Here is a 22587-nt window from a genome sequence, read left to right as displayed (position 1 = left end):
CCGTCAGCCTGGGTGGCGACATAAGCCGCCACCCGGGGAAAGTCCATGACAGAGGTCATTCCGCCGCATGGGCCATGGGTGTGCCGCCATCGGCGAAGGCGGCCAGAAGCTCGGCGCGACGTTTGGCCGCTGCCTCGGCCGCCTTGTCCTTGATCATCCCGTAGCCCTTGACCGAAAGGGGCAGCCGCGCCAGTTCGCGCAGGATTTCGACCGTGGCCGGGGTGACCTTGGGCAACAGGCTGCGCATATCGCCCTCGAACTCGGCGATGGCGGCGCGTTCCGCGCGGCGTTCGGCCAGCCAGCCGAAAGGGTCGAACGGGGTGCCGCGCAGCCGCTTCATCTTCGCCAGCTGGCGGAAGACCGGCACGATCCACGGTCCGAATTCGCGCTTCTGCGGGCGGCCGTTTGCATCGCGGCCGGGCAGGATCGGCGGGGCCAGATGGAAGGACAGCCGGGTTTCCCCGTCGAATTCGCGCGCCACGCCATCGGCAGTTTTCAGATGCAGGCGAGCAACCTCGTATTCATCCTTGTAGGCGAGCAGCTTGAAATAGCCCTCGGCGACATCCTCGCGCAGTTCCTCGGGCGCCAACGCGACCAGGTCGCGGAAGCGCTGCGCATAGGCCTGATCCTGATAGTCGACCAGGAAATCCGCGCGATAGGTGATCGGATCGGGGCGGATCGCCGCGACCGGGGCGGTGGCGCGGGCCACGGCTTCCGGGTCGGTCATCGCCCAACGCCCGATCTGGAAAGCGCGCTGGTTTTCCGCGACCTTCGCCCCGTTCAGCTCGATCGCGGTCAGGATCGCCTGTTCGCTGAGCGGGATCAGCCCCTGCTGCCAGGCCGCCCCCAGCACCAGCATGTTCGAGTAGATCGAATCGCCAAGCGCCGTCTGTGCCAGCTTGTTGGCGTCGAAGAAGGCCACCTTGTCGCCAAGGCGCGCCTGCAACGACATCTTCAGACGGTCGGCCGGGATCTGGAAATCGCGGTTCTTGGTGAATTCGCCGGTGATGATTTCGTGATCGTTGACCACCGCGCCGGTGCGGCCATGGGTCATCAGACCGATGGTCTTGGCGCCCGCCGTCACCACCAGATCGCCGCCGATGATGCAGTCGGCCTCGCCCACCGCCACGCGAATGGCGCTGATGTCTTCGGGCTGATTGGCCAGACGCAGGTGGATATGAACCGCGCCGCCCTTCTGGGCGAGGCCGGCCATCTCCATCATGCCCGCACCCTTGCCGTCCATATGCGCGGCCTGCGCCAGCACGGCGCCGATGGTCACCACGCCAGTCCCACCCACGCCAGTGATCACAAGGTTATACGTGCCGTCGATGGTGGGCAGGGTGGGTGCGGGCAGCGCCGGCAGATCCATCGCCGCCGCCTTGGGCTTCTTCAGCTTGCCGCCCTTCACGGACACGAAACTGGGGCAGAAGCCGTTCACGCAGGAATAATCCTTGTTGCACGAGGATTGTTCAATCTGCCGCTTGCGGCCGAGTTCGGTATCCAGCGGCACAACCGAGACGCAGTTCGACTGCACGCCGCAATCGCCGCAGCCCTCGCAGACTTCGGGGTTGATCCAGATGCGGCGGTCGGGGTCGGGGAACTGGCCCTTCTTGCGGCGGCGGCGCTTTTCGGCCGCGCAGGTCTGGACATAGAGGATCGCCGAAGTTCCGCCGCGTTCGGACAGCTCCTTCTGCACCGCCATCATCTTGTCGCGGGTTTCCGTCCGCAGCCCGTTGAACTGCGCGGGGTCCACGTCCTCCTTGTCGTCGTAGACGACGACCACCGGATCGACGCCCATCGAGACCAGTTCCCGCGCGATCTGCGGCGCAGTCAGTCCACCCTCGATCGGCTGGCCGCCGGTCATGGCGACTGCGTCGTTGAACAGAATCTTGTAGGTGATGTTGGTCTTGGTCTCGACCGCGTGGCGGATTGCCAGCGACCCGGAGTGATTATAGGTCCCGTCGCCAAGGTTCTGGAAAACATGCTTTCTTTTCGAAAACGGCGCCTCGCCCGCCCAGTTCGCGCCTTCGCCGCCCATCTGGGTGAAGCCGGTCGTCTCGCGGTCCATCCACTGCACCATGTAGTGACAGCCGATGCCGGCATAGGCGCGGCTGCCCTCGGGCACCTTGGTCGAGCTGTTATGCGGGCAGCCCGAGCAGAACCACGGCGTCCGAACGGCGATTTCGGGCGCATTGTCATTGCGGCGCGCGGCGGTCAGCTTGTCCAGCCCGGCGCGGATGCCTTCGGTACCGCGGCCTTCCTCGATCAGAATGCCGCCCAGCTTCTCTGCGATCATCACCGGGTCAAGCGCGTAGCGGGTCGGGAAAACCTCCTCGCCGGTACGGTCGTGATGCCAGCCGATGACGCGGCGGCCGTGGCGGTTGTCGAAGATCGCTTCCTTGACCTGGACTTCGATCAGTTTGCGTTTTTCCTCGATCACGACGACCAGATCCAGCGGTTCGGACCATTCCTGGAAGGTCTTCATGTCCATCGGGAAGGGCTGGCCGATCTTGTAGGTCGAAATGCCCAACCGGTCGGCCTCGGTCTCGTCGATGCCCAGCAGGGCAAGCGCGTGGACCAGATCCAGCCAGTTCTTGCCGGCGGCGACAAAACCGATTTTGGCGCCGGGCTTGCCCCAGATCCTGCGGTCCATCTTGTTGGCGCGCGAAAACGCCTCGGCCGCGAAGCGCTTATAGTCGATCATCCGCGCTTCCTGCGCGACCGGGGTGTCGCCGACGCGGATGTTCAACCCGCCCTCGGGCATCTTGAAGTCGGGATTGACGAAATTCAGCCGGAACGGGTTGCCATCCACGACCGAGGTCACCTCGACCGTGTCCTTCATCGTCTTCAGTCCGGTCCACACGCCGGCAAAGCGTGACAAGGCAAAGGCATAGAGGCCGTAATCCAGAATTTCCTGAACGCCCGCGGGCGAGACGACCGGGATATAGGCGTCGACCATCGCCCAGTCCGACTGGTGCAGCACCGTCGAGGATTCGCCGGTATGGTCGTCGCCCATGGCCATGACCACGCCGCCGAATTTGGACGATCCGGCCATGTTCCCATGGCGCATCACATCGCCCGAACGGTCGATGCCGGGGCCCTTGCCATACCACAGCGCGTAGACGCCGTCATATTTGCCCTCGCCGCGCATCTCGGCCTGCTGGCTGCCCCAGATGGCGGTGGCGGCCAGATCCTCGTTCAGCCCAGCCTGAAACAGGATGTCGTTCTGCGTCAGCAGCTTGTCGGCCTTCATCATCGCCAGATCGACGCCGCCGAGCGGACTGCCGCGATAACCGGTGACGAAGCCCGCCGTGTTCAGCCCAGCCTTTTCGTCGCGGGCGTGCTGCATCAGCATGAGGCGCACTAGCGCCTGCGTGCCGTTCAGCAACACATGGGATTTCGACAGATCGAAACGATCCGCCAACGAAAACGCCTGCTCCTGCGGAACCCCCATCTGGCCCTCCTGCTCGCGGTGGTAGCCTTCAGTATACGTCAGCAATGCTGACCCACAAAGGGAATTGTGATCATTCGCATATGTTGCTCAAACGCGCGTCCCAGCGTAAGAGTTGCACAAATTGCAAGGCACCTACGACAGAAAGTCATACCTATGGATTGGGACAAGCTGCGCATCTTTCATGCGGTGGCCGACGCGGGCAGCTTGACCCACGCGGGTGATTCGCTGCGGCTGTCGCAATCGGCCGTTAGCCGCCAGATCCGCGGGCTGGAGGATCAGCTGGGCGTGCCGCTGTTTCATCGCCATGCGCGCGGGCTGATCCTGACCGAGCAGGGAGAGCTGCTTTTCGACGCCACATCGGAAATGGCGCGCAAGCTGGACATGGCCGAGGCCTATATCCGCGACACCGAAGAACATGTCATGGGCGAACTGAAGGTGACCACAGCCACCGGCTTCGGCACCCTGTGGCTGGTGCCGCGCCTGAACAAGCTTTACGCGATGTATCCCGATCTGAAGGTCAACCTGATCCTGGAAGAGCGGGTGCTGGATCTGCCCATGCGCGAGGCCGATGTCGCCATCCGCATGAAGGAACCCAGCCAGTCCGACCTGATCCGGCGGCGGCTGCTGAACATCCGCATGCGGCTTTACGCGACGCGCAGCTATCTGAGCGATGCCGGCCGGCCGACCACGCTGCCTGATCTGTCGCGGCATCGGGTCATCTGTCAGGATCCGGCCATGCCGCAGGTCTCGGCGGGCAAGCTGCTGGTCCAGCAATTGCTGGAACAGAATCCGCGCTCGCTTCTGATGGTGAATAACTATTTCGGCGTGCTTCAGGCGGTCCTGAACAATGTCGGCATTGGGGTGCTACCCGACTATCTCACCGCCGATTTCCCCGAACTGGTCCGCGTCTTCGATGATGTCGAATCCGCCGAGGTGCCGGTTTTCCTGGCCTTCCCCGAGGAATTGCGCGGCTCGCGCCGGGTCATCGCCTTCCGCGATTTCGTCGTCGACGAGATCCAAGCCTATCGAAAGTCCCAGAGCCCGATCGAGTAACAGCTGCGTCACATGGCCGCGAAACGGGCGGTCGTGCTGGCCTCGCAGCCAGGACGGCGTTAGATTGGCCGGATAATGGAGGCCGCCATGATCGCAGAACTTGGGCATTTCGCCCTCATCCTTGCCTTTGCGGTGTCGCTGTTTCAATGCAGCATCCCGCTTTACGGCGCCCACCGCGGCTGGCCCGCCTGGATGGAGGCCGCGCGCCCCGCCGCCGTCGCCCAGTTCGGACTGGTCGGCATCGCCTTCGCCGCATTGACGGTGGCCTTCGTCACCTCTGATTTCTCCGTCGTGCTGGTCTATGAGAATTCGCATTCGGCCAAGCCGATGCTCTACAAGTTCTCTGGCGTCTGGGGGAACCATGAAGGGTCGATGCTGCTCTGGGTGCTGATTCTGTCGCTGTTCGGCGCGGCCGCCGCCACCTTCGGCGCCGATCTGCCCCCCAGCCTGCGCGCCCGTGTTCTGGCGGTGCAGGCAGCCATCGGTGCGGCGTTTTATGCGTTCATCATCTTCACCTCGAACCCGTTCATGCGCTTTGATGTCGCACCGTTCGACGGTCGCGACCTGAACCCGCTGTTGCAGGACCCCGGCCTGGCTTTCCATCCGCCCTTCCTTTATCTGGGCTATGTCGGTCTCAGCATGGCGTTTTCCTTTGCCGTGGCAGCGCTGCTGGAGGGCCGTGTCGATGCCGCCTGGGCGCGTTGGGTCCGGCCCTGGACGCTGGCGGCCTGGGTGTTTCTGACCATCGGCATCGCGCTCGGGTCCTGGTGGGCCTATTACGAGCTTGGCTGGGGCGGCTTCTGGTTCTGGGATCCGGTCGAAAACGCCAGCTTCATGCCCTGGCTGCTGGCGGCGGCGCTGCTGCATTCGGCCATCGTCGTTGAAAAGCGCGAGGTGCTGAAAAGCTGGACGATCCTGCTGGCGATCATGGCCTTCGGCTTCTCGCTGATCGGGACCTTCATCGTGCGTTCGGGGGTCCTCACCTCGGTTCACAGCTTTGCCTCGGACCCGTCGCGCGGGGTGTTCATTCTGGGCATTCTGGCCGTCTTCGTGGGCGGGGCGCTGACGTTGTTCGCGGGCCGGGCCGGTTCCATGCAGGCCAAGGGTGTCTTCTCGCCCATCTCGCGCGAGGGGGCGCTGGTGGTGAACAATATCCTGCTGGCGGTCGCGGCCTTCGTCGTCTTCATCGGCACGGTCTGGCCGCTGGTCGCCGAAATGGCCTTCGGCCGGAAGCTGTCGGTGGGCGCGCCTTTCTTTGAAAAAGCCTTCACGCCCTTCATGCTGGCGCTGGCGCTGATCCTGCCGATCGGCGCGATCATCCCGTGGAAGCGCGGCCAGATTGCGCGCGCGCTGCGTCCGTTGCGCGGTGCCGTCGTGCTGAGCATTGCGGTCATGCTGCTGGTCTTCGCGGTTTCGACCGGGCGCTCGGCGCTGGCGGTGATCGGGGCGGGCCTTGGATCCTGGCTGATCTTCGGCGCCATCGCGGAACTGTGGTTCCGCACCGGCTCGGCTGGGCTGTCGCGCCTGTCGCGCCTGCCGCGCGCCGATTGGGGCAAGGCCTTCGCACATGCGGGGATGGGGGTGACCTTCATCGGCATCAGCCTGCTGATGGCCTGGCAGGTCGAAGATATCCGCACCGCGCGCATCGGCGAGCCGTTCGAGGTCGGCGGCTATCAGATAACCCTCGACGCGGTCGATGAGGTGCCGGGGCCGAACTATGTCTCGACCACGGCCACGATGACGGTGGCGCGCGATGGCCGCGTCGTCGCGCTGCTTCACCCCGAAAAGCGTGTCTATCCCGTCCAGGCGATGCCCACAACCGAGGCGGCCATCGATAACGGCTTCTTCCGCGACATCTATCTGGTGATCGGCGACCCGCAACAGGATGGAGGCTGGGCCGTGCGCAGCTATATCAAACCCTTCGCCAACTGGATCTGGGTTGGCTGCATGCTGATGGCGCTTGGCGGGTTCATCAGCCTCTCGGATCGCCGTTACCGCGTGGCCGCCGGCGCACGCCGCCGTTCCGTCGGAGTGCCCGCCGAATGAAGCGCCTGCTGCTGATCCTGATGCTGCTGGCGACCCCCAGCCTTGCCGTGCAGCCCGACGAGATGCTGCCCGACCCGGCACTGGAAACACGGGCGCGCGAGATTTCGAAACTGCTGCGCTGCCCGGTCTGTCAGGGCGAAACCATTGATGAATCCAACGCCCCGATCAGTCGCGACCTGCGGCTCTATGTGCGAGAACGGCTGGTTGCGGGCGACAGCGACGATCAGGTTCTGGATGCCGTGACCGACCGCTTCGGAGAGTTCGTCCTGTTCGAGCCACGCGCGACGGGCGGCAACCTGATCCTCTACCTCGCGGGTCCGTTGATGGCGCTGCTGGCGGCGTTTTTGGGCTGGCGTTTCCTTCTCAGCCGTAGGCCAGCCGGGCCCCAGGCGGATCCCCCCGCCCCCCTGACACCAGAGGAGCAGTCGCGGCTGGACGAGATCATGCGCCGATAGCGGCCGAAATGACGTGACTTTCCTTCGCGTCTGACGCCACGGCCGGGCTTTCCACCGGGCGACGGCCGGGCCATGCTGCCCGCCAACAGGAGGAATGTCATGGCATATGAGACCATCAGTTTTTCGACCCGCGACGGCATCGCCACGCTGATGCTGAACCGCCCGCAGGTGATGAACGCGCTGAACACCCGGATGCGCGCCGAGATCACCGAGGCGCTGAACAGCATCGGTGAGGACGTGCGCTGCGTGGTGATGACCGGGGCAGGGGCGGCCTTCTGCTCGGGGCAGGACCTGTCGGATGCGGCGGCCGCCGCCGATATCGAGGGAACGTTGCGGCGCGAATACGAGCCGATGCTGCAGGCCGTCATCAACTGCCGCGCGCCGGTGATCTGCGCCGTCAATGGCGCGGCTGCGGGGGCCGGGGCGAATCTCGCACTGGCGGCCGATGTCGTGATCGCCATCGAAAGCGCCTATTTCAGCCAGGCCTTCACTCGGATCGGGCTGATCCCGGACGCCGGCGGGACCTGGATCCTGCCGCGTCTGGTCGGCAATGCGCGCGCGATGGGGATGATGCTGTTCGCGGAAAAAATCCCCGCCGCGCAGGCAGCGGAATGGGGCATGATCTGGCAATCCGTCCCCGAGGCTGATTTCGTCGATGTGGTCGGGGCCCGCGCCCGCCAGCTTGCTACCGGTACCACCGGTGCCTACCTGAAGGTCCGCCGGGCCGTGCGCGCCTCGGGTGCCAATGATTTTGCTACCCAGTTGGAGCTGGAGGCCCAGCTGCAGGGCGAGGCGGGCCGCAGTGCAAATTTCCGCGAAGGCGTGGCGGCCTTTCTGCAAAAGCGCGCCCCGAACTTCACCGGCCGCTGACCGTCTGGTCGGGCATCAGCGATCGGTCGCCCGCCCGACGCGGCCTCGGGGTAGCGGTGGGCCTGGGGTGATCTGCCACCTGAATGCCGCTGTTGCGAGAGGGCTGCGCATTTGCCGGGCGGCAGACGCATTTGCCAAGGCGCGGAAACCTTCGCTGCGAGGCGAAGCGTTCACGCGCCTTGCCGCTTGGCGCCCATGACCTCTGCCTTGCGTGCCGCGCGGATTGCGGTAGAGGAGGCGTTCGACAGCGGCATGTCGATCATTGCCCAAGCCGGGGGCGGCGTGCTTCCCAGCAGCCGTGCATGGCTGTCGGGCAAGCGGTCCGCGGCCATGATCCGCGCCGCCTTCGACGTCCGCGCCTTCAGTCGCGAGCCGGGCCGGGCCAACACCCCGATCGGCACCCGCGCCGCGATTTCGCGCCAGCGATCCCAGTGCGGCAACTGCACCAGATTGTCCGAACCCATCAGCCAGGTAAACCGCACCTCGGGATAGCGCGCCTGCAGCGCCGTGATCGTGTCGACGGTCTTGCGGGTCTTCAGCGCTGCCTCGATCCCGGTGACGGTAACGCGCGGATCATCCATGATCTCGCGCGCATAGGCGATCCTTTCGTCCAGCGGGGCCGGGCCATGGGCTTTCAGCGGATTGCCGGGTGTCACCAGCCACCAGACCCGGTCCAGCCCGAAACGCTTCAACGCCTCCTCGGTCAGGCGCACATGCCCCTCATGCGCGGGATCGAACGACCCGCCGAGCAACCCCACCCGCTGTCCGGCGGTCGCAATCGGAAATGCCTGTCTCATAGTGATGCTCTAGGCGGTCGCGACGACATGCTCAAGCCGCGAGGGAACATCAGGGATTGACGGCGCGTCCAGACGGGCCTGCGGCGTGATCTCGCGCGCGCGACCCATGCCGATGGCCACGCACCTCCGCAGATCGGAGGCAGCTCGTCTCGGGGGCATCATATCCTTCCATTCTGCCGCTGCGAACCTGACCCCTCGCGACAACAGGCTGCGTTGCCGTGGCGGAGAGCGAGGCCTGACGGCATCTGAACCTCAGCACCTTGTTCCGGCAGGCAGCGTCGTCTCCCGGTTTACCGCGCGGTCATGCAGTCTCAGGCAGCCCCGGCCGTCATGCTTTGCCGCATAAAGTGCCTCATCTGCGTCCGAGAGAATTTGCTCGGCGGTGATATCGCCATAGCTGTCGGACAGGACCGCGCCGATGCTGGCCGAAACGCGGCATAGATGGCGTTCATACCAGACAGGCTGCTGTATCGCCGCAATGATACGCCGGCCCAGTTGTTCGAGCGCGGTCCGGGACTGCAGACCCTGCAGCAGAATCAGGAACTCGTCTCCACCGATCCGGGCGATGGTATCGTCCGCGCGGGTTTCCTGCCGCAACACTTCCGCCACGCGGCGCAGGACGGCATCGCCCGCCGCATGTCCGAAGCTGTCATTCACATCCTTGAACCAGTCCAGATCCAGCTGCATCACCGCGAATTCCTGCGCGCGGTCTGGCGGGGCGTTGCGGCTGTCGACGGCCAGGCTGAAGGCCAGTTCGAAGCCGCGGCGATTGAAAAGACCGGTAAGCGAATCGGTGAAGGCCTGCTGCTCCGCCGCTTCGCGCGCTTCCTCCAGCCGCTTTGTGTGGCGCCCCAGCTCTAACCTGATTGCCTGGTTGGACTTCTGCAGATACAGGATCTCGATCGCCAGGTCGTTGGCAGCGAAATCCGCATCGGTCAGGCCGTAGGCTGCGATCGCTTCGATCACGCCGATGCCGAGACCGAGATTGAGCAGGATGTCGCCCCCCGGCAGCCACGTCGCCTCGCCCCGCAGGGGGGGCAGGTTGCTGCCGCGCAACCCCAGAAAAACCCTTCGCCCGGATTGAGCGGCCTGAGACAGGGCAACCAGAAGCGGGGTATCGGGCGGTGCGCGGCGCAGTTCAAAGGCGGTGGCGATATTGGTGGCGCGGCCGATCATCTTGCGCAAGGTCGGCCCGCAGGATCTGATGTCGCCTGACATGTCCACCAGCAGATGCATCGGCATCAGGGTCGCCAGCCGCTCGACAGGGATCGAGGTCGAGGTCATGCTGCACCCCCGACGTCATGGGCCAAGGAAAACTGGCTGCCTTCGGCGAAGCGGTCATCGATGATGTGAACGTCGAGGTTGGCTTCGTCGCGCTCGACAATCGCCAGAACGCCATAATCATCGGCCATGCCCCGCAGAAGGCCGGCCAAGACGGGATACCAGTCCTGCGCGTCCGACACGATTTCCAGGCAATAGCGTTGGGGCGCAACCATCTGCGTCGCGATCTTTGGCAGTTCCAGGCCCGGCAGAACCACCCGAGCGCGGTCGTGGAAATCGTCGAGAGACAGTACGAAGTCTTCGAAGCAGGAGCCGCTGAACCGCATCAGGTAGCGCACGCTGTCGAGGCGCGGAATCCAGCCGCCAACGTCTTCCAGCCATTCCTCGCGTTCCATGTGCAGCACCGTGCTGGCGGAAAGGATCATGCGCTGCACCATCTCGGGCTTGTAGTTGCGCATGATCTGCGTCCCGCGCCGGTCCAGCCCGGTCGCCGCGCAGACGGCGGCCCAGGCCGCGTCGCCGTGGCGTGCGCGCAAGAACAGTTCGATTCCCCGAATAATGAAGCCGTGCATGCTACCCCCTTTGCCACGGGCTAGCATGGGAATGTTAAGATACTGTCAATCGCGTCGGGAAAGGATCCGCGACGCCATGCTGATCTGGGCCGGATCAATCCCGACCGCTTCGGCGCAGGCAAGCACGCGGTCGTCGCTCTCGGTCACGAATTCCAGGATGAATTCGTGGATTTCCGGGCCGTTAACCACTGCCGTGAGCTGTGACGGATCCATCCCACTTCGCCCCAGCAGGCTGCTGAGAAGCTCCTCATCCTGCAGGACATGCAGCAGAAGCCGGTCGGCAAGGTCACGGGCCTGTGAAGCAGCGCTCATGGATTTTTATGCCTTGGAAAGGATTTGTTAAGGTTTTGATGCGACCTTGCCCAGAACAGGACTGCGGGGCAAGGACAACATGCTGGGACGGCTGCTGGTTGTGGATGGTGACGTGACCTCGCGCTTTGCGATGAAGGCGCGGCTGAGCGCGGCCAATCATCAGGTGCTGACGGCGACCGATACGGCCGAGGCGCTTGCCCAATGCAGCCAGGTCGATGCGGTGCTGCTGCGCAACTCCCACGCCGCGCAGCTGGCGAAGGATATTGCCCAGATCCGGCCGCGGACGGCGGTCCCGGTCATCGCGATCTGCGACGGCGCGCAGCGGTCCGCTGCGTTTCGGGCGGGCGTGGATCACGTACTGGATCCCGCCTGTGCGGACGTCGTCCTGCGCGCCCGTCTGCGCAGCTGGCTGACCCAACCCGTCGATGCCGGCCCTGGTTTTGCCGACCCCGCCGCCGCCTTCGATCATCCCGACCAGATCGCGCTGGTGACGGACGAAGCCGCGATTTCCTCGGATTGGCGTCAGGCCATTGCCGAGGCCGCCGGTCGGCGTCTCCATATCGTTCCGCCTCAGGCGGTGGGGCGGATCGCCGCGAATCTGGCCGTGATTTTGATCGACTCGGGCGCTGCGGGCGGCGGTTTGCAGCATCTTGCGGACCTCCGGGCGCGGCTGGCCGCCGACGGCCGCGGAACGGCTCTGGCCCTGTTGCAGCGCAAGAGCTCGCCCGACGAGGAAGCGCAGGCGCTCGATTTCGGCGCCATCGACGTGCTGCCCGCCCGATTATCGGAGCTGGAGCGGCGCGGCGAACTGACCGCGCGCCTGAATTGGCTGCTGCGTCGGGGCATCGATGCGGAACGCCGGCAGTCGGACGCACGCTTGGCGCATCGGCTGGCGACGGTCGATCCGTTGACGGGCCTGGGGAACCGGCGCCGCATCAGCATTGAAATCAGCGCGGCGGCGCGGTCGGGGAATGGTTACTCGCTGTTGATGATCGACATCGATCGCTTCAAGGCCATCAATGATACGCATGGCCATGCGGCCGGCGACATGGTTCTGGGGGCGGTGGGCGCGCGGCTGTCCGAACTGACCGACGGGCAGGGGCAGGTCGCCCGCTTTGGCGGTGAGGAATTTCTCGTTCTGCTGCCGCACACGGATGAAACCCTGGCGGTGTCGCTGGCCGAGCGTATTCGCCACGGCCTCTCGATGGAGTCTGTCATGGCGCAGGGGCTGGCGGGGCCGGTTGAGCTGGACGTCTCGGTTTCCATCGGCGTGGCGGTCAGTGAAAATCGCTATGGCGCGCGCCAGTCGCCTGACCAGGTGCTGCGCCTGGCGGATGCGGCCCTTTTGGCGGCGAAAGCAGCGGGGCGCAACCTGGTCATGCTCTCGCGAGAGCCGCACGCGGCCTGAGGCTGCCTGTCGCAAGGAGCCGCCGGTTGAGGGAGGACATGCCGCCCCCGCGTGGCCTTGAGATTTGGCCGCAAGATGCAGTGCTGCATAGAAGCCTGGGGCGGATTGACGGGATCGGAGCGGCCAGTCATCGGTTTGCTCCGATGTGTGGACTGGCGGCAGCAGCATCGCCCGCTGCGCGCCAAAACGCTGATGCTGAGCCGAAAATGGGAAATCGGTGGCCCGTGCTGCTTGTGACAGCGGCTTGTCGAGAGAGTTCGTAGCCGTCAGGAACGGCAGAGTGGGCCAGATTGACGGCGCGCCTATTGGGTTTGCGCAAACCAATGCGACAATTCGGCGCGACTTCCGCTCTGGTCGCGTGGCGGTCGAGGCACTATCTTCAGGTGCAAAGATGACCACGGGAATCAAGAAATGAGCGATCCATTATTGAGCGACCGGCCGACCTTGCCCGCAATGCGTCGGGGCGCGATGCGGAAATGTCCCGCCTGCGGCGAGGGGGCGATGTTTGACGGCTATCTGAAGGTGCGCGAGCATTGCCCCGGTTGCGGCGAAGCATTGCACCATCAGCGCGCCGATGACGGCCCAGCCTATCTGACCATCCTGCTGGTGTCCCACCTCGGCGCGCCGCTGCTTCTGTGGGTCTTCCTGACCTATCAGCCGTCGCCGGTTTCCATGCTGATCGGCTTCTCGGTCGGGGCGGTGGTGCTGTGCCTGGCGCTGTTGCCGGTCATCAAGGGGGCCATGGTCGGGGCGCAATGGGCGCGGCGGATGCACGGCTTCGGAAATGAGCCGGTCGAGGCAACCTCGGCGTGACCGGGACGGAGCCGGCAGCTCTGCGCGATGCCGCAACGGTGATCCTTGTCCGACGCGACGGGGACCAGCCGGCGGTGCTGATGGGGATGCGCGGGGCCAATGCGGCCTTCATGCCGTCGAAATATGTCTTTCCCGGTGGCGCCGTTGACCCGGATGACGGGTTGGTCAACCTGTCGGGGTTGCCCGATGGGGACACCCTGGCGCGGCTGGAGGCCGAGATACGGCCCGAATCCGATGTGACAGCACCCCAGATGCTGGTGGCGGCGCTGCGCGAGTTGTCCGAAGAAACCGGCCTGTTGATCGGCACATCAGGCGAGAGCGATCTGGTCGGCTATGACCGGGCGGCCCTGATCCCGGACGCTTCAGCGCTCCATTACGTTTTTCGCGCGATCACCCCGCCGGGGCGGCCGCGCCGCTTCGATGCGCGCTTCTTTCTGGCGGACGCGGCTGTCGTGAACGGCGATCTCGACGATTTTTCGCGCGCCTGCGACGAGCTTTCGCATCTGCATTGGGTGCCGATGGTCGAGGCACGGGCGCTGCATTTGCCCTTCATCACCGAGGTCGTGCTGGCGGAAGCCGCGGCGATGGTTGCGGCCGCAGGGAACGGTCCGCTGCGGGCGCCGGGCAATGTGCCCTTCTTCGACAACCGTGACGCACGGTCGCGTTTCGTCCAGATCGGGGCAGACCGATGAAATCCATGGGCGCGGTCGGTCGTCGGCAGCTGCTTGGCGGTCTGCTGGGTGTCGCCTGCGCGACGCCTTTCGCGGCGCAGGCGCTCGCGCCCATGGGGCTGGCCGAACCACCACCGCCGAAACCGATACCGCGACCGGGGCGCCTGATCGCCAGTGCCCGTCTGGATGGCGAGGTCGATTACGCCGTTTTCGACATGACTGGCGCGCTGATCGAAGGGCGTGGGGCTGATCGGCCCATTGCCCCGGCGAGCACGTTGAAGGTGCTGACCACGCTGTACGCGCTGGATCGGCTGGGCGCGGAGTATCGCTTTGCGACACGGGTAATGCGCGCGGGGGATATGCTGCTCCTCGCGGGCGGCGGCGATCCGGTGCTGGATACCGATGGGCTGGCGCAACTGGCGCGACTGGCGGCCGCTGCGGGTTCGTCCCCACCGGCGCGTTTTGCCGTCTGGGGCGGTGCGCTGCCGAGCATCGAGGAAATCTCGGCCGAGCAGGCGGACCATCTGGCCTACAACCCGGCCGTTTCGGGGATTGCGTTGAATTTCAACCGCGTCCACCTGGACTGGAAAGCGGGCGGGGCCGATCCGTCCATGCAGGCGCGGGCCGCGCGCCACAGCCCCCGGGCTTATTCGGTTCAGGCTGCTGTTGTCGGGCAGGGGCCGCTTTTCGCCTGGCGCGAGGAAGGCGCCCACGAGGTCTGGGAGATCAATCGCGCCGGGCTGAAAAGCCGGGGCAGCCGCTGGTTGCCGGTGCGCCGGCCCGAGCTTTACGCGGGGGACGTGTTTCAGACGCTTTGTCGCGCCGAAGGGTTGCCGCTGCCGGCACCGGAGGTCATCAGCGATCTGCCGCCAGATCTGGTCGAAGTGGCCCGGATCGAGAGCCCGCCGCTGCGCGAAGTGTTGCGCGGGATGATGGAGTATTCCACCAATCTGACCGCCGAGATGGTGGGCCTGCACGCCAGCGGGGCATCGGATCTTGTCGCTTCTGCCCGCGCGATGCAGGTCTGGGCCGAGGCGCGGGGGATTCAGGGACTGGATCTGCGCGATCATTCCGGCATGTCGCCCGCCACCCGCGTGACCGCACGGGCCATGGCGCGGGTGATCAGTTCGCTTGGGGCGTCGGCCGATCTGCGCGGGCTGATGAAGCACGTGCCCTTGCAGGAACGCAAGGGTCGCCTGACGCCTGCGGGGCTGCGTATGGACGCCAAGACCGGCACGCTGAATTTCGTGTCGAACCTGGCCGGTTACGGCAGCATTCCGGGCCAGGGCGAGGTGATTTTCGCGATCTATATGAGCGATATGGCGCGCCGGGCCGCGACCGAGGGACAGGAACTGCCTGCCGGTGTGATCGGCTGGACCAGCCGCGCCAAGCTGCTGCAGCAGGAACTGGTCGCGGGCTGGGTCGCGCGCTATGCCTGAAGGGAGCGGTGGCGAAGCTGCGAAGACAGCTCGATCGCGGCGGCGTGCAGGCGGCTGACATCCAGTTGGTGGCGGATTTCTTGCAACATCTCGGCCTCGCTATCGGTGAGCCGGCCATCGGCGGCGGCCACGTCGCAGGCCAGGGCATAGGCGGTTTCAAACAGCCGAGATGGCAAAGCGTCGCGGACAAGGCCGAACATGGCGTCAAGGCCGTCCTCGTCCTCGAACAGCGACATCACGGTCTGCGACACCGCGCGGATGCGGTCGACATCGTAATCCGCGAAGACCGGCATGTGGTTGACCATGCGTTCGATGGCTACCAGCTCCGAGGTGCGGATATTCCCGTCCGACACCGAAACCGCGACCATGACAGAAACCAGAGCATCGCAGGCCGAGAAGGAAGGAAGGTCGATCGTCACGTTTATATCCTCTGTTTGACCCCCAAATATTGACGATTCAGCGGGGTTTCAATAAGCCGCCCTCGACCCTTTCAGGAGATATCACCATGACCACCCTGCGCGATGCCGCGATGACTTCCAAGGCCTGGCCCTTTGAAGAGGCGCGCCGGGTGCTGAAACGGTATGAGAAGAAGGATCCCGAGAAGGGGTATGTGCTGTTCGAGACCGGCTATGGCCCCTCGGGGCTGCCGCATATCGGCACTTTTGGCGAGGTCGCGCGCACGACGATGATCCGCCGCGCTTTCGAGATGATCTCGGACATTCCGACGCGGCTGTTCTGCTTCTCGGACGATATGGACGGGATGCGCAAGGTCCCCGAGAATGTGCCGCAGCAGGAATTGCTGAAGGCCAATCTGCAGAAGCCGCTGACCTCGGTGCCCGATCCGTTCGGCGAGTATCCGAGCTTCGGCGATCACAACAATGCCATGTTGCGCCGCTTTCTGGACACGTTCGGCTTCGAATACGAATTCATGTCGGCGACCGAGTATTACAAATCCGGCGCCTTCGATCCGACGCTGCTGCTCGCGGCCGAGCGTTACGACGCCATCATGGAGATCATGCTGGCCTCGCTGCGCGAGGAGCGTCAGCAGACCTATAGCTGTTTCCTGCCGATCCACCCCGAAACCGGCCGGGTGCTGTATGTGCCGATCAAGCATGTCGATGCGAAGAACGGCACCGTGACCTTCGATGACGAGGACGGGCGCGAATGGACGCTGCCGGTCACTGGCGGTCAGGTGAAGCTGCAATGGAAGCCCGATTTCGGCGCCCGCTGGGCGGCGCTGGATGTCGATTTCGAGATGTATGGCAAGGATCACAGCACCAATACGCCGATCTATGACGGCATCTGCGAGGTCTTGGGCGGCAAGAAGCCCGAGCATTTCACCTATGAGCTGTTCCTCGACGACAAGGGCCAGAAGATCAGCAAATCGAAGGGCAATGGGCTGTCGATCGATGAATGGCTGACCTATGCGGCGTCCGAAAGCCTGTCCTATTTCATGTATCAGAAGCCCAAGACCGCCAAGCGGCTGTGGTGGGACGTGATCCCCAAGGCGGTGGACGAATACCACCAGCAGTTGCGTGCCTTCCCGGATCAGGCGCCGGAACAGCAATTGGCCAACCCGGTCTGGCATATCCATCGCGGGCAGGTGCCAGCGTCGGATATGGTGGTGCCTTTCTCGATGCTGCTGAACCTCGCGTCGGTGGCGGGTGCCAAGGACAAGGACGGTCTGTGGGGCTTCATCCGCCGCTATGCGCCCGACGCGTCGCCCGAGACGCATCCGCAACTGGACGAGGCGGCGGGCTATGCCGTGCGCTATTTTAACGATTTCGTGGCGCCGGGCCGGATCTTCCGCGCGCCCACGGACAAGGAACGTGCGGCGCTGGAGGATCTGGGCGCCCGGCTGGCGGCCTGGGATGGCCCGCTGGATGCCGAGGCCCTGCAGACGATGGTTTTCGCCGTTGGAACCGAACATGGCTTCGAGCCGCTGCGCGAATGGTTCCAGGCACTGTATCAGGTGCTTTTGGGCGCCGATCAGGGGCCACGCTTCGGTGGGTTCATTGCGCTTTATGGTGTGGACGAGACCCGAGCGCTGATTGCCCGTGCGCTGAAGGGCGAACTGCTCGACTAATTCTGATGTTGCGCGGCACGCCCGCGCAACGCCCGCCGGGTTAACGGAAGGTTAACCCGGCAAAGCGATATTCCCCAACGCTTAGGGGCCGCCAGATGCGGCCGGATCAGGGGAGATCGCGCATGAACATTGCCATTACCGCCGGACTGCAACTGATGCCGCCGGGCTTCGCCGCCGGGCTTTCTGTCTGGTCGCGGGAATACGGCACTCCCGGCAGCGCGACCTGGGCAAACCAGGCCAATGCCGCCATCGTCGCCGCTGACCAGGATTTCGGGTCCTGCCTGGAAATCAACAAGGTCGAAGATACCACCCGCATCCGCTTCATGGGTGAAACCCCGATCCTACCGGGCACCTATCTGCGCATTTCTGCGCGGGTGAAGGCGATTTCGGGGCCGCGCCCGACGGTGCGTATCGGTGGGTGGGCCGGCGACGGTGTGCGCAATCATGTGACCGGGCTGGACGAACTGGGTGACAATGTGGCGCTGCCCGGCTACGGCAAAGTGGTTGAGGTCAGCGCCATTGTCGGAACGGGCAACCGCCGTGGTGTCGACATGGTTTGGGGCGCGGCCCCGATCTACGGTCATTTCGGCATCGACCTGATCGGCACCAATGGCGGGGCAGTCCGCATCGAGTCGCTGCGGATCGAGGATGTCACCTCGGTCTTCCTGCGCGAGATGATGGATATTGTCGACGTGCGCGACTATGGCGCGGTCGGCAACGGCATCACCGATGATCGCGCGGCTTTCGCGGCCGCCGACAGTGCCGCCAAGGGACGGGTGATCGTGGTGCCGGCAGGCACTTACAGGATCGGATCGGACCTGACCATCAGCGCGCCGGTTCGCTTCACCGGCAGGTTGACGATGCCGCGTGCGGCGCGGCTGACACTGATGGGCAGCTTCGATTATCCGAGCTATGCCGAGGCCTTTGGTGATGAGACCGAGGGGCTGAAGCGCGCGCTGCAGGCGCTGTTCAGCTTTACTGACCATGTCGAGCTGAACCTGCGCGGGCGTCGCGTCGACCTGACCGAGCCGCTGATCATGACCGAGATCGCCCCCGGCCTGACCGAGTTTTCGACGCGCAGGCTGATCTGCAACGGCGAGCTTCGCATCGTCGACGGCCCGGCATGGAACACCGGTGTCGCCACCTCGCAGGGCACCTATGATGTGAACCAGCCCACGACGCTCAGCAATGTCGCCAATGTTGCCAATATCGAGGTCGGCAGCCTGATCACCGGTCCCGGCGTCGGGCGCGAGGTCTATGTAAAGGCAAAGAATGTCGGCGCCAGGACCTTGACCCTGTCGCAGCCTTTCCATGGCGGGTCGGGGACGCGGGCCTATACGTTCAAGCGCTTCCGCTACATGCTCGACTTCCTCGGCATGGACGAGATGTCGCGGGTGAATATCGCCGAGATGGAATTCTCGATGGGCGGCCGGGCCAGCTTCCTGATGCTGCCGGCTAATGGCCAGATGTTCCATATCCGCGACTGTTATATCAGCGGGCCGGGTGATCGCGGCATCACCTCGGTCGGGCGCGGCTGTCAGGACATGCTGATCGATCGTTGCCAGTTCCTGTCCTCTGAAATCAGTCTGAATGCGCAGGCCCGGACCTCCGTAGCAATCAATGTGAACGCCAACGATGTGAAGATTCGCGACAGTCGCTTTGTCCGCTTCGGCACTTTTCTGGTGGCCACCGGCTCGGGCCACCTGATCGTGGGCAATCACTGGTTCCAGGGCGATGACACCGCCAGCGGAACGCGCGTGCCGGGGCTGGTGATCGCGCAGAAGAACTGCATGATGGCGATCTCGGGGAACTATATCGACAATGCGATCGTCGAATGGACCAATGAATACGACGTGTTTCCCGATTTCGGACCGAACGAGTATTCCTTCGGCGGCCTCTCGATTTCCAGCAATCACTTCACCGTCAAACAGGTGCTTGCCGATTACGCCTTCCTGTCGATCAGGCCCTATGGCCGCAATCATCATATCCACGGCCTGACCGTGTCGAACAACGTGTTTCTGGTCATTGGCCCGAAGATTCAGCGCGTGGACAAGGTTGATACGACCTTCTCCGACCTGGACTATTCGCGGATGCGGAACATCCTGTTCGATGGCAACAACTTCAACGGGGTGCTGGATTACGTCGCGAACCCGATTCAGATCACCCATACCCAATCGACGGCGCAGGCCAGCTGGGTGGTGCCGCTGACCAATTGCCTGCCCTTCGGCGCATGGGCGAAGAACGTCGATTCCCTGGTCGCGGTCTCGGTGATTCAGAATGCCGCCAACGCCCGTGTCACCGAGATGCCCTGGGTGCGGACGCAGCAAGGCGCCAACCGGCAGAACCTGCAGGTTGAATGGGCGCAGCCCGCCAAGGGCAAGGTCACCATCCGGGCCCGCATGGACGAGCCGGGCTGATCCGAGCAACCTTTGCGCGATATTGCCCCCGACCGGTCACGGCCGGGGGTTTTTGATATCGGTCGCCTGCAGCAGATAGTTTTGACCGAAGCCGGCATTCAGCAGGCCGCCTTGTGGCTCCAGACGCCAGAAATGGAAATCCGCCAGTTCCGCATAAGCGCGCGCCTTGGGGCTGTTGGCCAGCCAGCGGGCCAGCCGCGCTGCATGTTCCGGCCCCTCGGCAGGCAGTCGCCGGGCTATCACCTGAAGCGTCATCCGCGCCTGCGCCATGGCGTCGCCCTTTGCTTCCGGCTCAGCCTCGATCAGCAGCGCGGCGCGCGGCGTGGTGTTCAGCAGGCGGGTATGGGTGGCGATCTCGGACAGAAGCGCCACGGGCACGCCGTCCATATCCGCCTGCACCGCGATTCGCGACAAATGCGGATAGTCTTGGGCCGTATCGTAGACCGACAGAACCGCGTAACGGACGGATGCGATCATGTCCTGCGCCAATCTGCGGGCGCGCTGATCGAGGTCGCGGAAGGGAATTGGCTTCATGGGATTAATTTGCCGTTGGAGGCCGCAGGACGCAAGCGGGTAGGTCCGCTCACGGTGCTGTGAATGATTTACAATTCAGGATCAGTCCGCGTCAAAAAATTTACAAAATTATCCTTTGAAAAAAAAGCTTTGTGCGAATGCTATTGCGTGATTAACTGTATTCGAGCTTCAGTGGGTGAACGTCGTCGGAGGGGCGGCGCGTCCGTTGCCGATGTCAGTTGGGGGAAATGCCATGTCCGTTGAAAACGTAGCGAAACATCCGATCCCGCCGGGGTTTGAAAACGCCAATGCCGGCCCCGAGGATTATGCCCGCCTTTACGCCGAATCGATTGACGACCCCGAGGGGTTCTGGGGCCGCGAGGGCCAGCGGCTGGACTGGATCACGCCCTATACCAAGGTGAAGAACACCGATTTTACCTTTGGCGACGTGTCGATCAAATGGTTCGAGGACGGGGTGCTGAACGCCTCGGTCAACTGTATCGACCGCCATCTTGAAGCGCGCGGCGACCAGACCGCGATCATCTTCGAGCCCGACGACCCCGATGCGCCTGCGCGCCACATCACCTATCGCGAACTCAGCGACAAGGTGAACCGCATGGCCAATGTCCTGCTCAGCCAAGGCGTCATGCGCGGCGACCGCGTCATCATCTACATGCCGATGATTCCCGAGGCCGCTTACGCCATGCTGGCCTGCGCGCGGATCGGGGCCATCCACTCCATCGTCTTCGCCGGCTTTTCGCCCGACGCGCTGGCGAACCGGATCAATGACAGCGATGCCAAGCTGGTCATCACCGCCGATACCGCGCCGCGCGGAGGACGCAAGACGGCGCTGAAATCCAATGCCGATGCGGCGCTGCTGCATTGTTCGGACAAGGTGCGCTGTCTGGTGGTCAAGCATACCGGCGATCAGACCACCTGGGTCGAGGGGCGCGATGTCGACGTGCTGGCGATGATGGAGGAGGTCAGCCCCGACTGCCCGCCGCGCCCGATGGGGGCCGAGGACCCGCTGTTCATCCTTTATACCTCGGGGTCGACCGGCAAGCCGAAGGGGGTGGTTCATACCACCGGCGGCTATCTGGTCTTCGCCGCAATGACGCATGAATACGTATTTGATTACAAAGACGGCGATGTCTTCTGGTGCACCGCCGATGTCGGCTGGGTGACCGGGCACAGCTATATCATCTATGGTCCGCTGGCCAATGGCGCAACCACGCTGATGTTCGAAGGGGTGCCCACCTGGCCCGATGCCGGGCGGTTCTGGGCGGTCTGCGACAAGCATAAGGTCAACCAGTTCTATACCGCGCCGACCGCGATCCGGGCCTTGATGGGGCTGGGGTCGGAATGGGTCGAGAAATACGACCTCTCCAGCCTGCGGGTGCTGGGCACGGTGGGCGAGCCGATCAACCCCGAGGCCTGGAACTGGTACGACAAATATGTCGGCAAGGGGCGCTGCCCGATCGTCGACACATGGTGGCAGACCGAAACCGGCGGCCACATGATCACCTCGCTTCCCGGCGCGATCGAGACAAAGCCCGGTTCGGCCACGCTACCGTTCTTTGGCGTCAAGCCCGAGATCCTGAAGGCCGAGTCCGCTGAGGTCGTCCCCGGCAACCCGGCCGAGGGCGTGCTGTGCATCGCCGACAGCTGGCCCGGCCAGATGCGCACCGTCTGGGGCGATCACCAGCGCTTCATGGAGACCTATTTCCAGCAGTATCCCGGCTATTACTTCACCGGGGACGGCTGCACGCGGGATGAGGACGGCTATTACTGGATCACCGGGCGGGTGGATGACGTGATCAACGTCTCCGGCCACCGCATGGGCACGGCCGAGGTGGAATCGGCGCTCGTCGCCCATCCCAAGGTCGCCGAGGCCGCTGTCGTGGGCTATCCACACGCGATCAAGGGACAGGGCATCTATGCCTATGTCACCCTGATGAACGGCGAGGAGCCGTCGGACGAGTTGCGCCGCGAACTGGAAACCTGGGTGCGCACCGAAATCGGCCCGATCGCCAAGCCCGACCTGATCCAATGGGCGCCCGGCCTGCCCAAGACCCGGTCGGGCAAGATCATGCGCCGCATCCTTCGCAAGATAGCCGAGGACGATTTCGGCGCCCTCGGCGACACTTCGACCCTCGCCGATCCCGGCGTTGTCGACGAACTGATCGATAACCGCATGAACCGGGACTGATCGTGATGCCGCCGGGCGGGTGATCCGCCCGGCGTGATGCCCGAAGCCCGCGCCCGGCCTGTCCGGCCGTCTCGCAGCCACATCCGCGACAGCCGCGCGCGCCATCGGCCGAAAGACCGCCTCGACCCGCCGGCATGCGTCGGTGGGGCAGGAAGATCTGACCCTGCACAGACAATTTTCAACAGCCAATT

The 22587-nt window shown here is 64.3% G+C and carries 18 protein-coding genes; 11 read left to right on the top strand and 7 right to left on the bottom strand.

What is annotated here, in order from left to right; translation table 11 throughout:
* Positions 1-55 precede the first annotated feature (55 nt).
* Positions 56-3454: an indolepyruvate ferredoxin oxidoreductase family protein gene (locus H1S04_RS03225; RefSeq protein ID WP_181744103.1), complete on the bottom strand. Its 3399-nt coding sequence runs from the start codon at positions 3452-3454 to the stop codon at positions 56-58.
* Positions 3455-3607: 153 nt separating this feature from the next.
* Here H1S04_RS03225 and H1S04_RS03220 point away from each other — a divergent pair, with 153 nt between their 5' ends.
* From H1S04_RS03220 to H1S04_RS03205, 4 genes are all read left to right on the top strand, one after another.
* Positions 3608-4507, top strand: a complete 900-nt coding sequence (locus H1S04_RS03220) for a LysR family transcriptional regulator (protein WP_181744102.1) — start codon at positions 3608-3610, stop codon at positions 4505-4507.
* A gap of 87 nt (positions 4508-4594) precedes the next feature.
* Positions 4595-6553: a heme lyase CcmF/NrfE family subunit gene (locus tag H1S04_RS03215; protein ID WP_181744101.1), complete on the top strand. Its 1959-nt coding sequence runs from the start codon at positions 4595-4597 to the stop codon at positions 6551-6553.
* Positions 6550-7008 carry a cytochrome c-type biogenesis protein gene (locus H1S04_RS03210; RefSeq protein WP_181744100.1) on the top strand — a complete coding sequence of 153 codons (459 nt, stop codon included), beginning with the start codon at positions 6550-6552 and terminating at the stop codon, positions 7006-7008. The genes H1S04_RS03215 and H1S04_RS03210 overlap by 4 nt, the downstream gene beginning before the upstream one ends.
* Before the next feature lie 99 nt (positions 7009-7107).
* The gene (locus tag H1S04_RS03205) at positions 7108-7878 is read left to right on the top strand and encodes an enoyl-CoA hydratase-related protein (RefSeq protein ID WP_181744099.1); all 771 of its coding nucleotides are present in this window, start codon (positions 7108-7110) and stop codon (positions 7876-7878) included.
* Positions 7879-8048: 170 nt separating this feature from the next.
* Here H1S04_RS03205 and H1S04_RS03200 read toward each other — a convergent pair whose 3' ends face one another.
* The 4 genes from H1S04_RS03200 to H1S04_RS03185 all read right to left on the bottom strand — a co-directional run bounded on the left by H1S04_RS03200 (position 8049) and on the right by H1S04_RS03185 (position 10840).
* Positions 8049-8675 (bottom strand): nicotinate-nucleotide adenylyltransferase, encoded by a 627-nt coding sequence (locus H1S04_RS03200; protein ID WP_181744098.1) that lies wholly within the window; start codon positions 8673-8675, stop codon positions 8049-8051.
* A gap of 252 nt (positions 8676-8927) precedes the next feature.
* On the bottom strand, positions 8928-9959 hold the full coding sequence (locus H1S04_RS03195) for a GGDEF domain-containing protein (RefSeq protein WP_181744097.1): 1032 nt from the start codon (positions 9957-9959) through the stop codon (positions 8928-8930).
* A complete protein-coding gene (locus tag H1S04_RS03190; RefSeq protein ID WP_181744096.1) occupies positions 9956-10528 on the bottom strand; it encodes a heme NO-binding domain-containing protein in 573 nt (190 codons plus the stop codon). Before H1S04_RS03190 ends, H1S04_RS03195 begins: the two co-directional genes overlap by 4 nt.
* Before the next feature lie 45 nt (positions 10529-10573).
* Positions 10574-10840: a DUF3572 family protein gene (locus tag H1S04_RS03185; RefSeq protein ID WP_181744095.1), complete on the bottom strand. Its 267-nt coding sequence runs from the start codon at positions 10838-10840 to the stop codon at positions 10574-10576.
* Between the two features lie 220 nt (positions 10841-11060).
* Here H1S04_RS03185 and H1S04_RS03180 point away from each other — a divergent pair, with 220 nt between their 5' ends.
* From H1S04_RS03180 to H1S04_RS03165, 4 genes are all read left to right on the top strand, one after another.
* Positions 11061-12248 carry a diguanylate cyclase gene (locus tag H1S04_RS03180; protein WP_181744094.1) on the top strand — a complete coding sequence of 396 codons (1188 nt, stop codon included), beginning with the start codon at positions 11061-11063 and terminating at the stop codon, positions 12246-12248.
* A 468-nt stretch (positions 12249-12716) separates the two neighbouring features.
* Positions 12717-13061: a DUF983 domain-containing protein gene (locus H1S04_RS03175; RefSeq protein ID WP_370521458.1), complete on the top strand. Its 345-nt coding sequence runs from the start codon at positions 12717-12719 to the stop codon at positions 13059-13061.
* Positions 13058-13753 carry an NUDIX hydrolase gene (locus H1S04_RS03170; protein WP_181744092.1) on the top strand — a complete coding sequence of 232 codons (696 nt, stop codon included), beginning with the start codon at positions 13058-13060 and terminating at the stop codon, positions 13751-13753. Before H1S04_RS03175 ends, H1S04_RS03170 begins: the two co-directional genes overlap by 4 nt.
* Positions 13750-15171 (top strand): D-alanyl-D-alanine carboxypeptidase, encoded by a 1422-nt coding sequence (locus H1S04_RS03165; protein WP_255435440.1) that lies wholly within the window; start codon positions 13750-13752, stop codon positions 15169-15171. The genes H1S04_RS03170 and H1S04_RS03165 overlap by 4 nt, the downstream gene beginning before the upstream one ends.
* Here H1S04_RS03165 and H1S04_RS03160 read toward each other — a convergent pair.
* The gene (locus H1S04_RS03160; protein WP_181744091.1) at positions 15162-15590 is read right to left on the bottom strand and encodes a tellurite resistance TerB family protein; all 429 of its coding nucleotides are present in this window, start codon (positions 15588-15590) and stop codon (positions 15162-15164) included. The genes H1S04_RS03165 and H1S04_RS03160 overlap by 10 nt on opposite strands.
* An 86-nt stretch (positions 15591-15676) precedes the next feature.
* On the opposite strand from H1S04_RS03160, the gene H1S04_RS03155 reads away from it, so the two are divergent.
* Together H1S04_RS03155 and H1S04_RS03150 are read left to right on the top strand one after the other, a co-directional pair.
* Positions 15677-17257 (top strand): lysine--tRNA ligase, encoded by a 1581-nt coding sequence (locus H1S04_RS03155; protein WP_181744090.1) that lies wholly within the window; start codon positions 15677-15679, stop codon positions 17255-17257.
* Between the two features lie 122 nt (positions 17258-17379).
* Positions 17380-19674, top strand: a complete 2295-nt coding sequence (locus tag H1S04_RS03150; RefSeq protein WP_181744089.1) for a glycosyl hydrolase family 28-related protein — start codon at positions 17380-17382, stop codon at positions 19672-19674.
* A gap of 36 nt (positions 19675-19710) precedes the next feature.
* Here the strand turns inward: H1S04_RS03150 and H1S04_RS03145 are convergent, their stop codons facing one another.
* Positions 19711-20208 (bottom strand): pyridoxamine 5-phosphate oxidase, encoded by a 498-nt coding sequence (locus tag H1S04_RS03145; protein WP_181744088.1) that lies wholly within the window; start codon positions 20206-20208, stop codon positions 19711-19713.
* A gap of 232 nt (positions 20209-20440) precedes the next feature.
* Here H1S04_RS03145 and acs point away from each other — a divergent pair, with 232 nt between their 5' ends.
* Complete coding sequence (acs, locus tag H1S04_RS03140) at positions 20441-22396, top strand: acetate--CoA ligase (RefSeq protein ID WP_181744087.1); 1956 nt, start codon at positions 20441-20443, stop codon at positions 22394-22396.
* Positions 22397-22587: the final 191 nt, after the last annotated feature.

This window comes from Paracoccus sp. S1E-3 (assembly GCF_013868135.1).
Lineage (GTDB): Bacteria > Pseudomonadota > Alphaproteobacteria > Rhodobacterales > Rhodobacteraceae > Paracoccus.
The sequence above is the reverse complement of the archived record's forward strand: the minus strand, read 5'-3'. Positions and strand labels throughout refer to the sequence as shown.

What these genes read in the sequence shown, in the direction of transcription:
- H1S04_RS03225 (WP_181744103.1), bottom strand. Translation starts at nt 3,454, where the DNA reads ATGGGGGTTCCGCAGGAGCAGGCGTTTTCGTTGGCGGATCGTTTCGAT.
- H1S04_RS03220 (WP_181744102.1), top strand. Translation starts at nt 3,608, where the DNA reads ATGGATTGGGACAAGCTGCGCATCTTTCATGCGGTGGCCGACGCGGGC.
- H1S04_RS03215 (WP_181744101.1), top strand. Translation starts at nt 4,595, where the DNA reads ATGATCGCAGAACTTGGGCATTTCGCCCTCATCCTTGCCTTTGCGGTG.
- H1S04_RS03210 (WP_181744100.1), top strand. Translation starts at nt 6,550, where the DNA reads ATGAAGCGCCTGCTGCTGATCCTGATGCTGCTGGCGACCCCCAGCCTT.
- H1S04_RS03205 (WP_181744099.1), top strand. Translation starts at nt 7,108, where the DNA reads ATGGCATATGAGACCATCAGTTTTTCGACCCGCGACGGCATCGCCACG.
- H1S04_RS03200 (WP_181744098.1), bottom strand. Translation starts at nt 8,675, where the DNA reads ATGAGACAGGCATTTCCGATTGCGACCGCCGGACAGCGGGTGGGGTTG.
- H1S04_RS03195 (WP_181744097.1), bottom strand. Translation starts at nt 9,959, where the DNA reads ATGACCTCGACCTCGATCCCTGTCGAGCGGCTGGCGACCCTGATGCCG.
- H1S04_RS03190 (WP_181744096.1), bottom strand. Translation starts at nt 10,528, where the DNA reads ATGCACGGCTTCATTATTCGGGGAATCGAACTGTTCTTGCGCGCACGC.
- H1S04_RS03185 (WP_181744095.1), bottom strand. Translation starts at nt 10,840, where the DNA reads ATGAGCGCTGCTTCACAGGCCCGTGACCTTGCCGACCGGCTTCTGCTG.
- H1S04_RS03175 (WP_370521458.1), top strand. Translation starts at nt 12,717, where the DNA reads ATGCGGAAATGTCCCGCCTGCGGCGAGGGGGCGATGTTTGACGGCTAT.
- H1S04_RS03165 (WP_255435440.1), top strand. Translation starts at nt 13,750, where the DNA reads ATGAAATCCATGGGCGCGGTCGGTCGTCGGCAGCTGCTTGGCGGTCTG.
- H1S04_RS03155 (WP_181744090.1), top strand. Translation starts at nt 15,677, where the DNA reads ATGACCACCCTGCGCGATGCCGCGATGACTTCCAAGGCCTGGCCCTTT.
- H1S04_RS03150 (WP_181744089.1), top strand. Translation starts at nt 17,380, where the DNA reads ATGAACATTGCCATTACCGCCGGACTGCAACTGATGCCGCCGGGCTTC.
- H1S04_RS03145 (WP_181744088.1), bottom strand. Translation starts at nt 20,208, where the DNA reads ATGAAGCCAATTCCCTTCCGCGACCTCGATCAGCGCGCCCGCAGATTG.
- acs (WP_181744087.1), top strand. Translation starts at nt 20,441, where the DNA reads ATGTCCGTTGAAAACGTAGCGAAACATCCGATCCCGCCGGGGTTTGAA.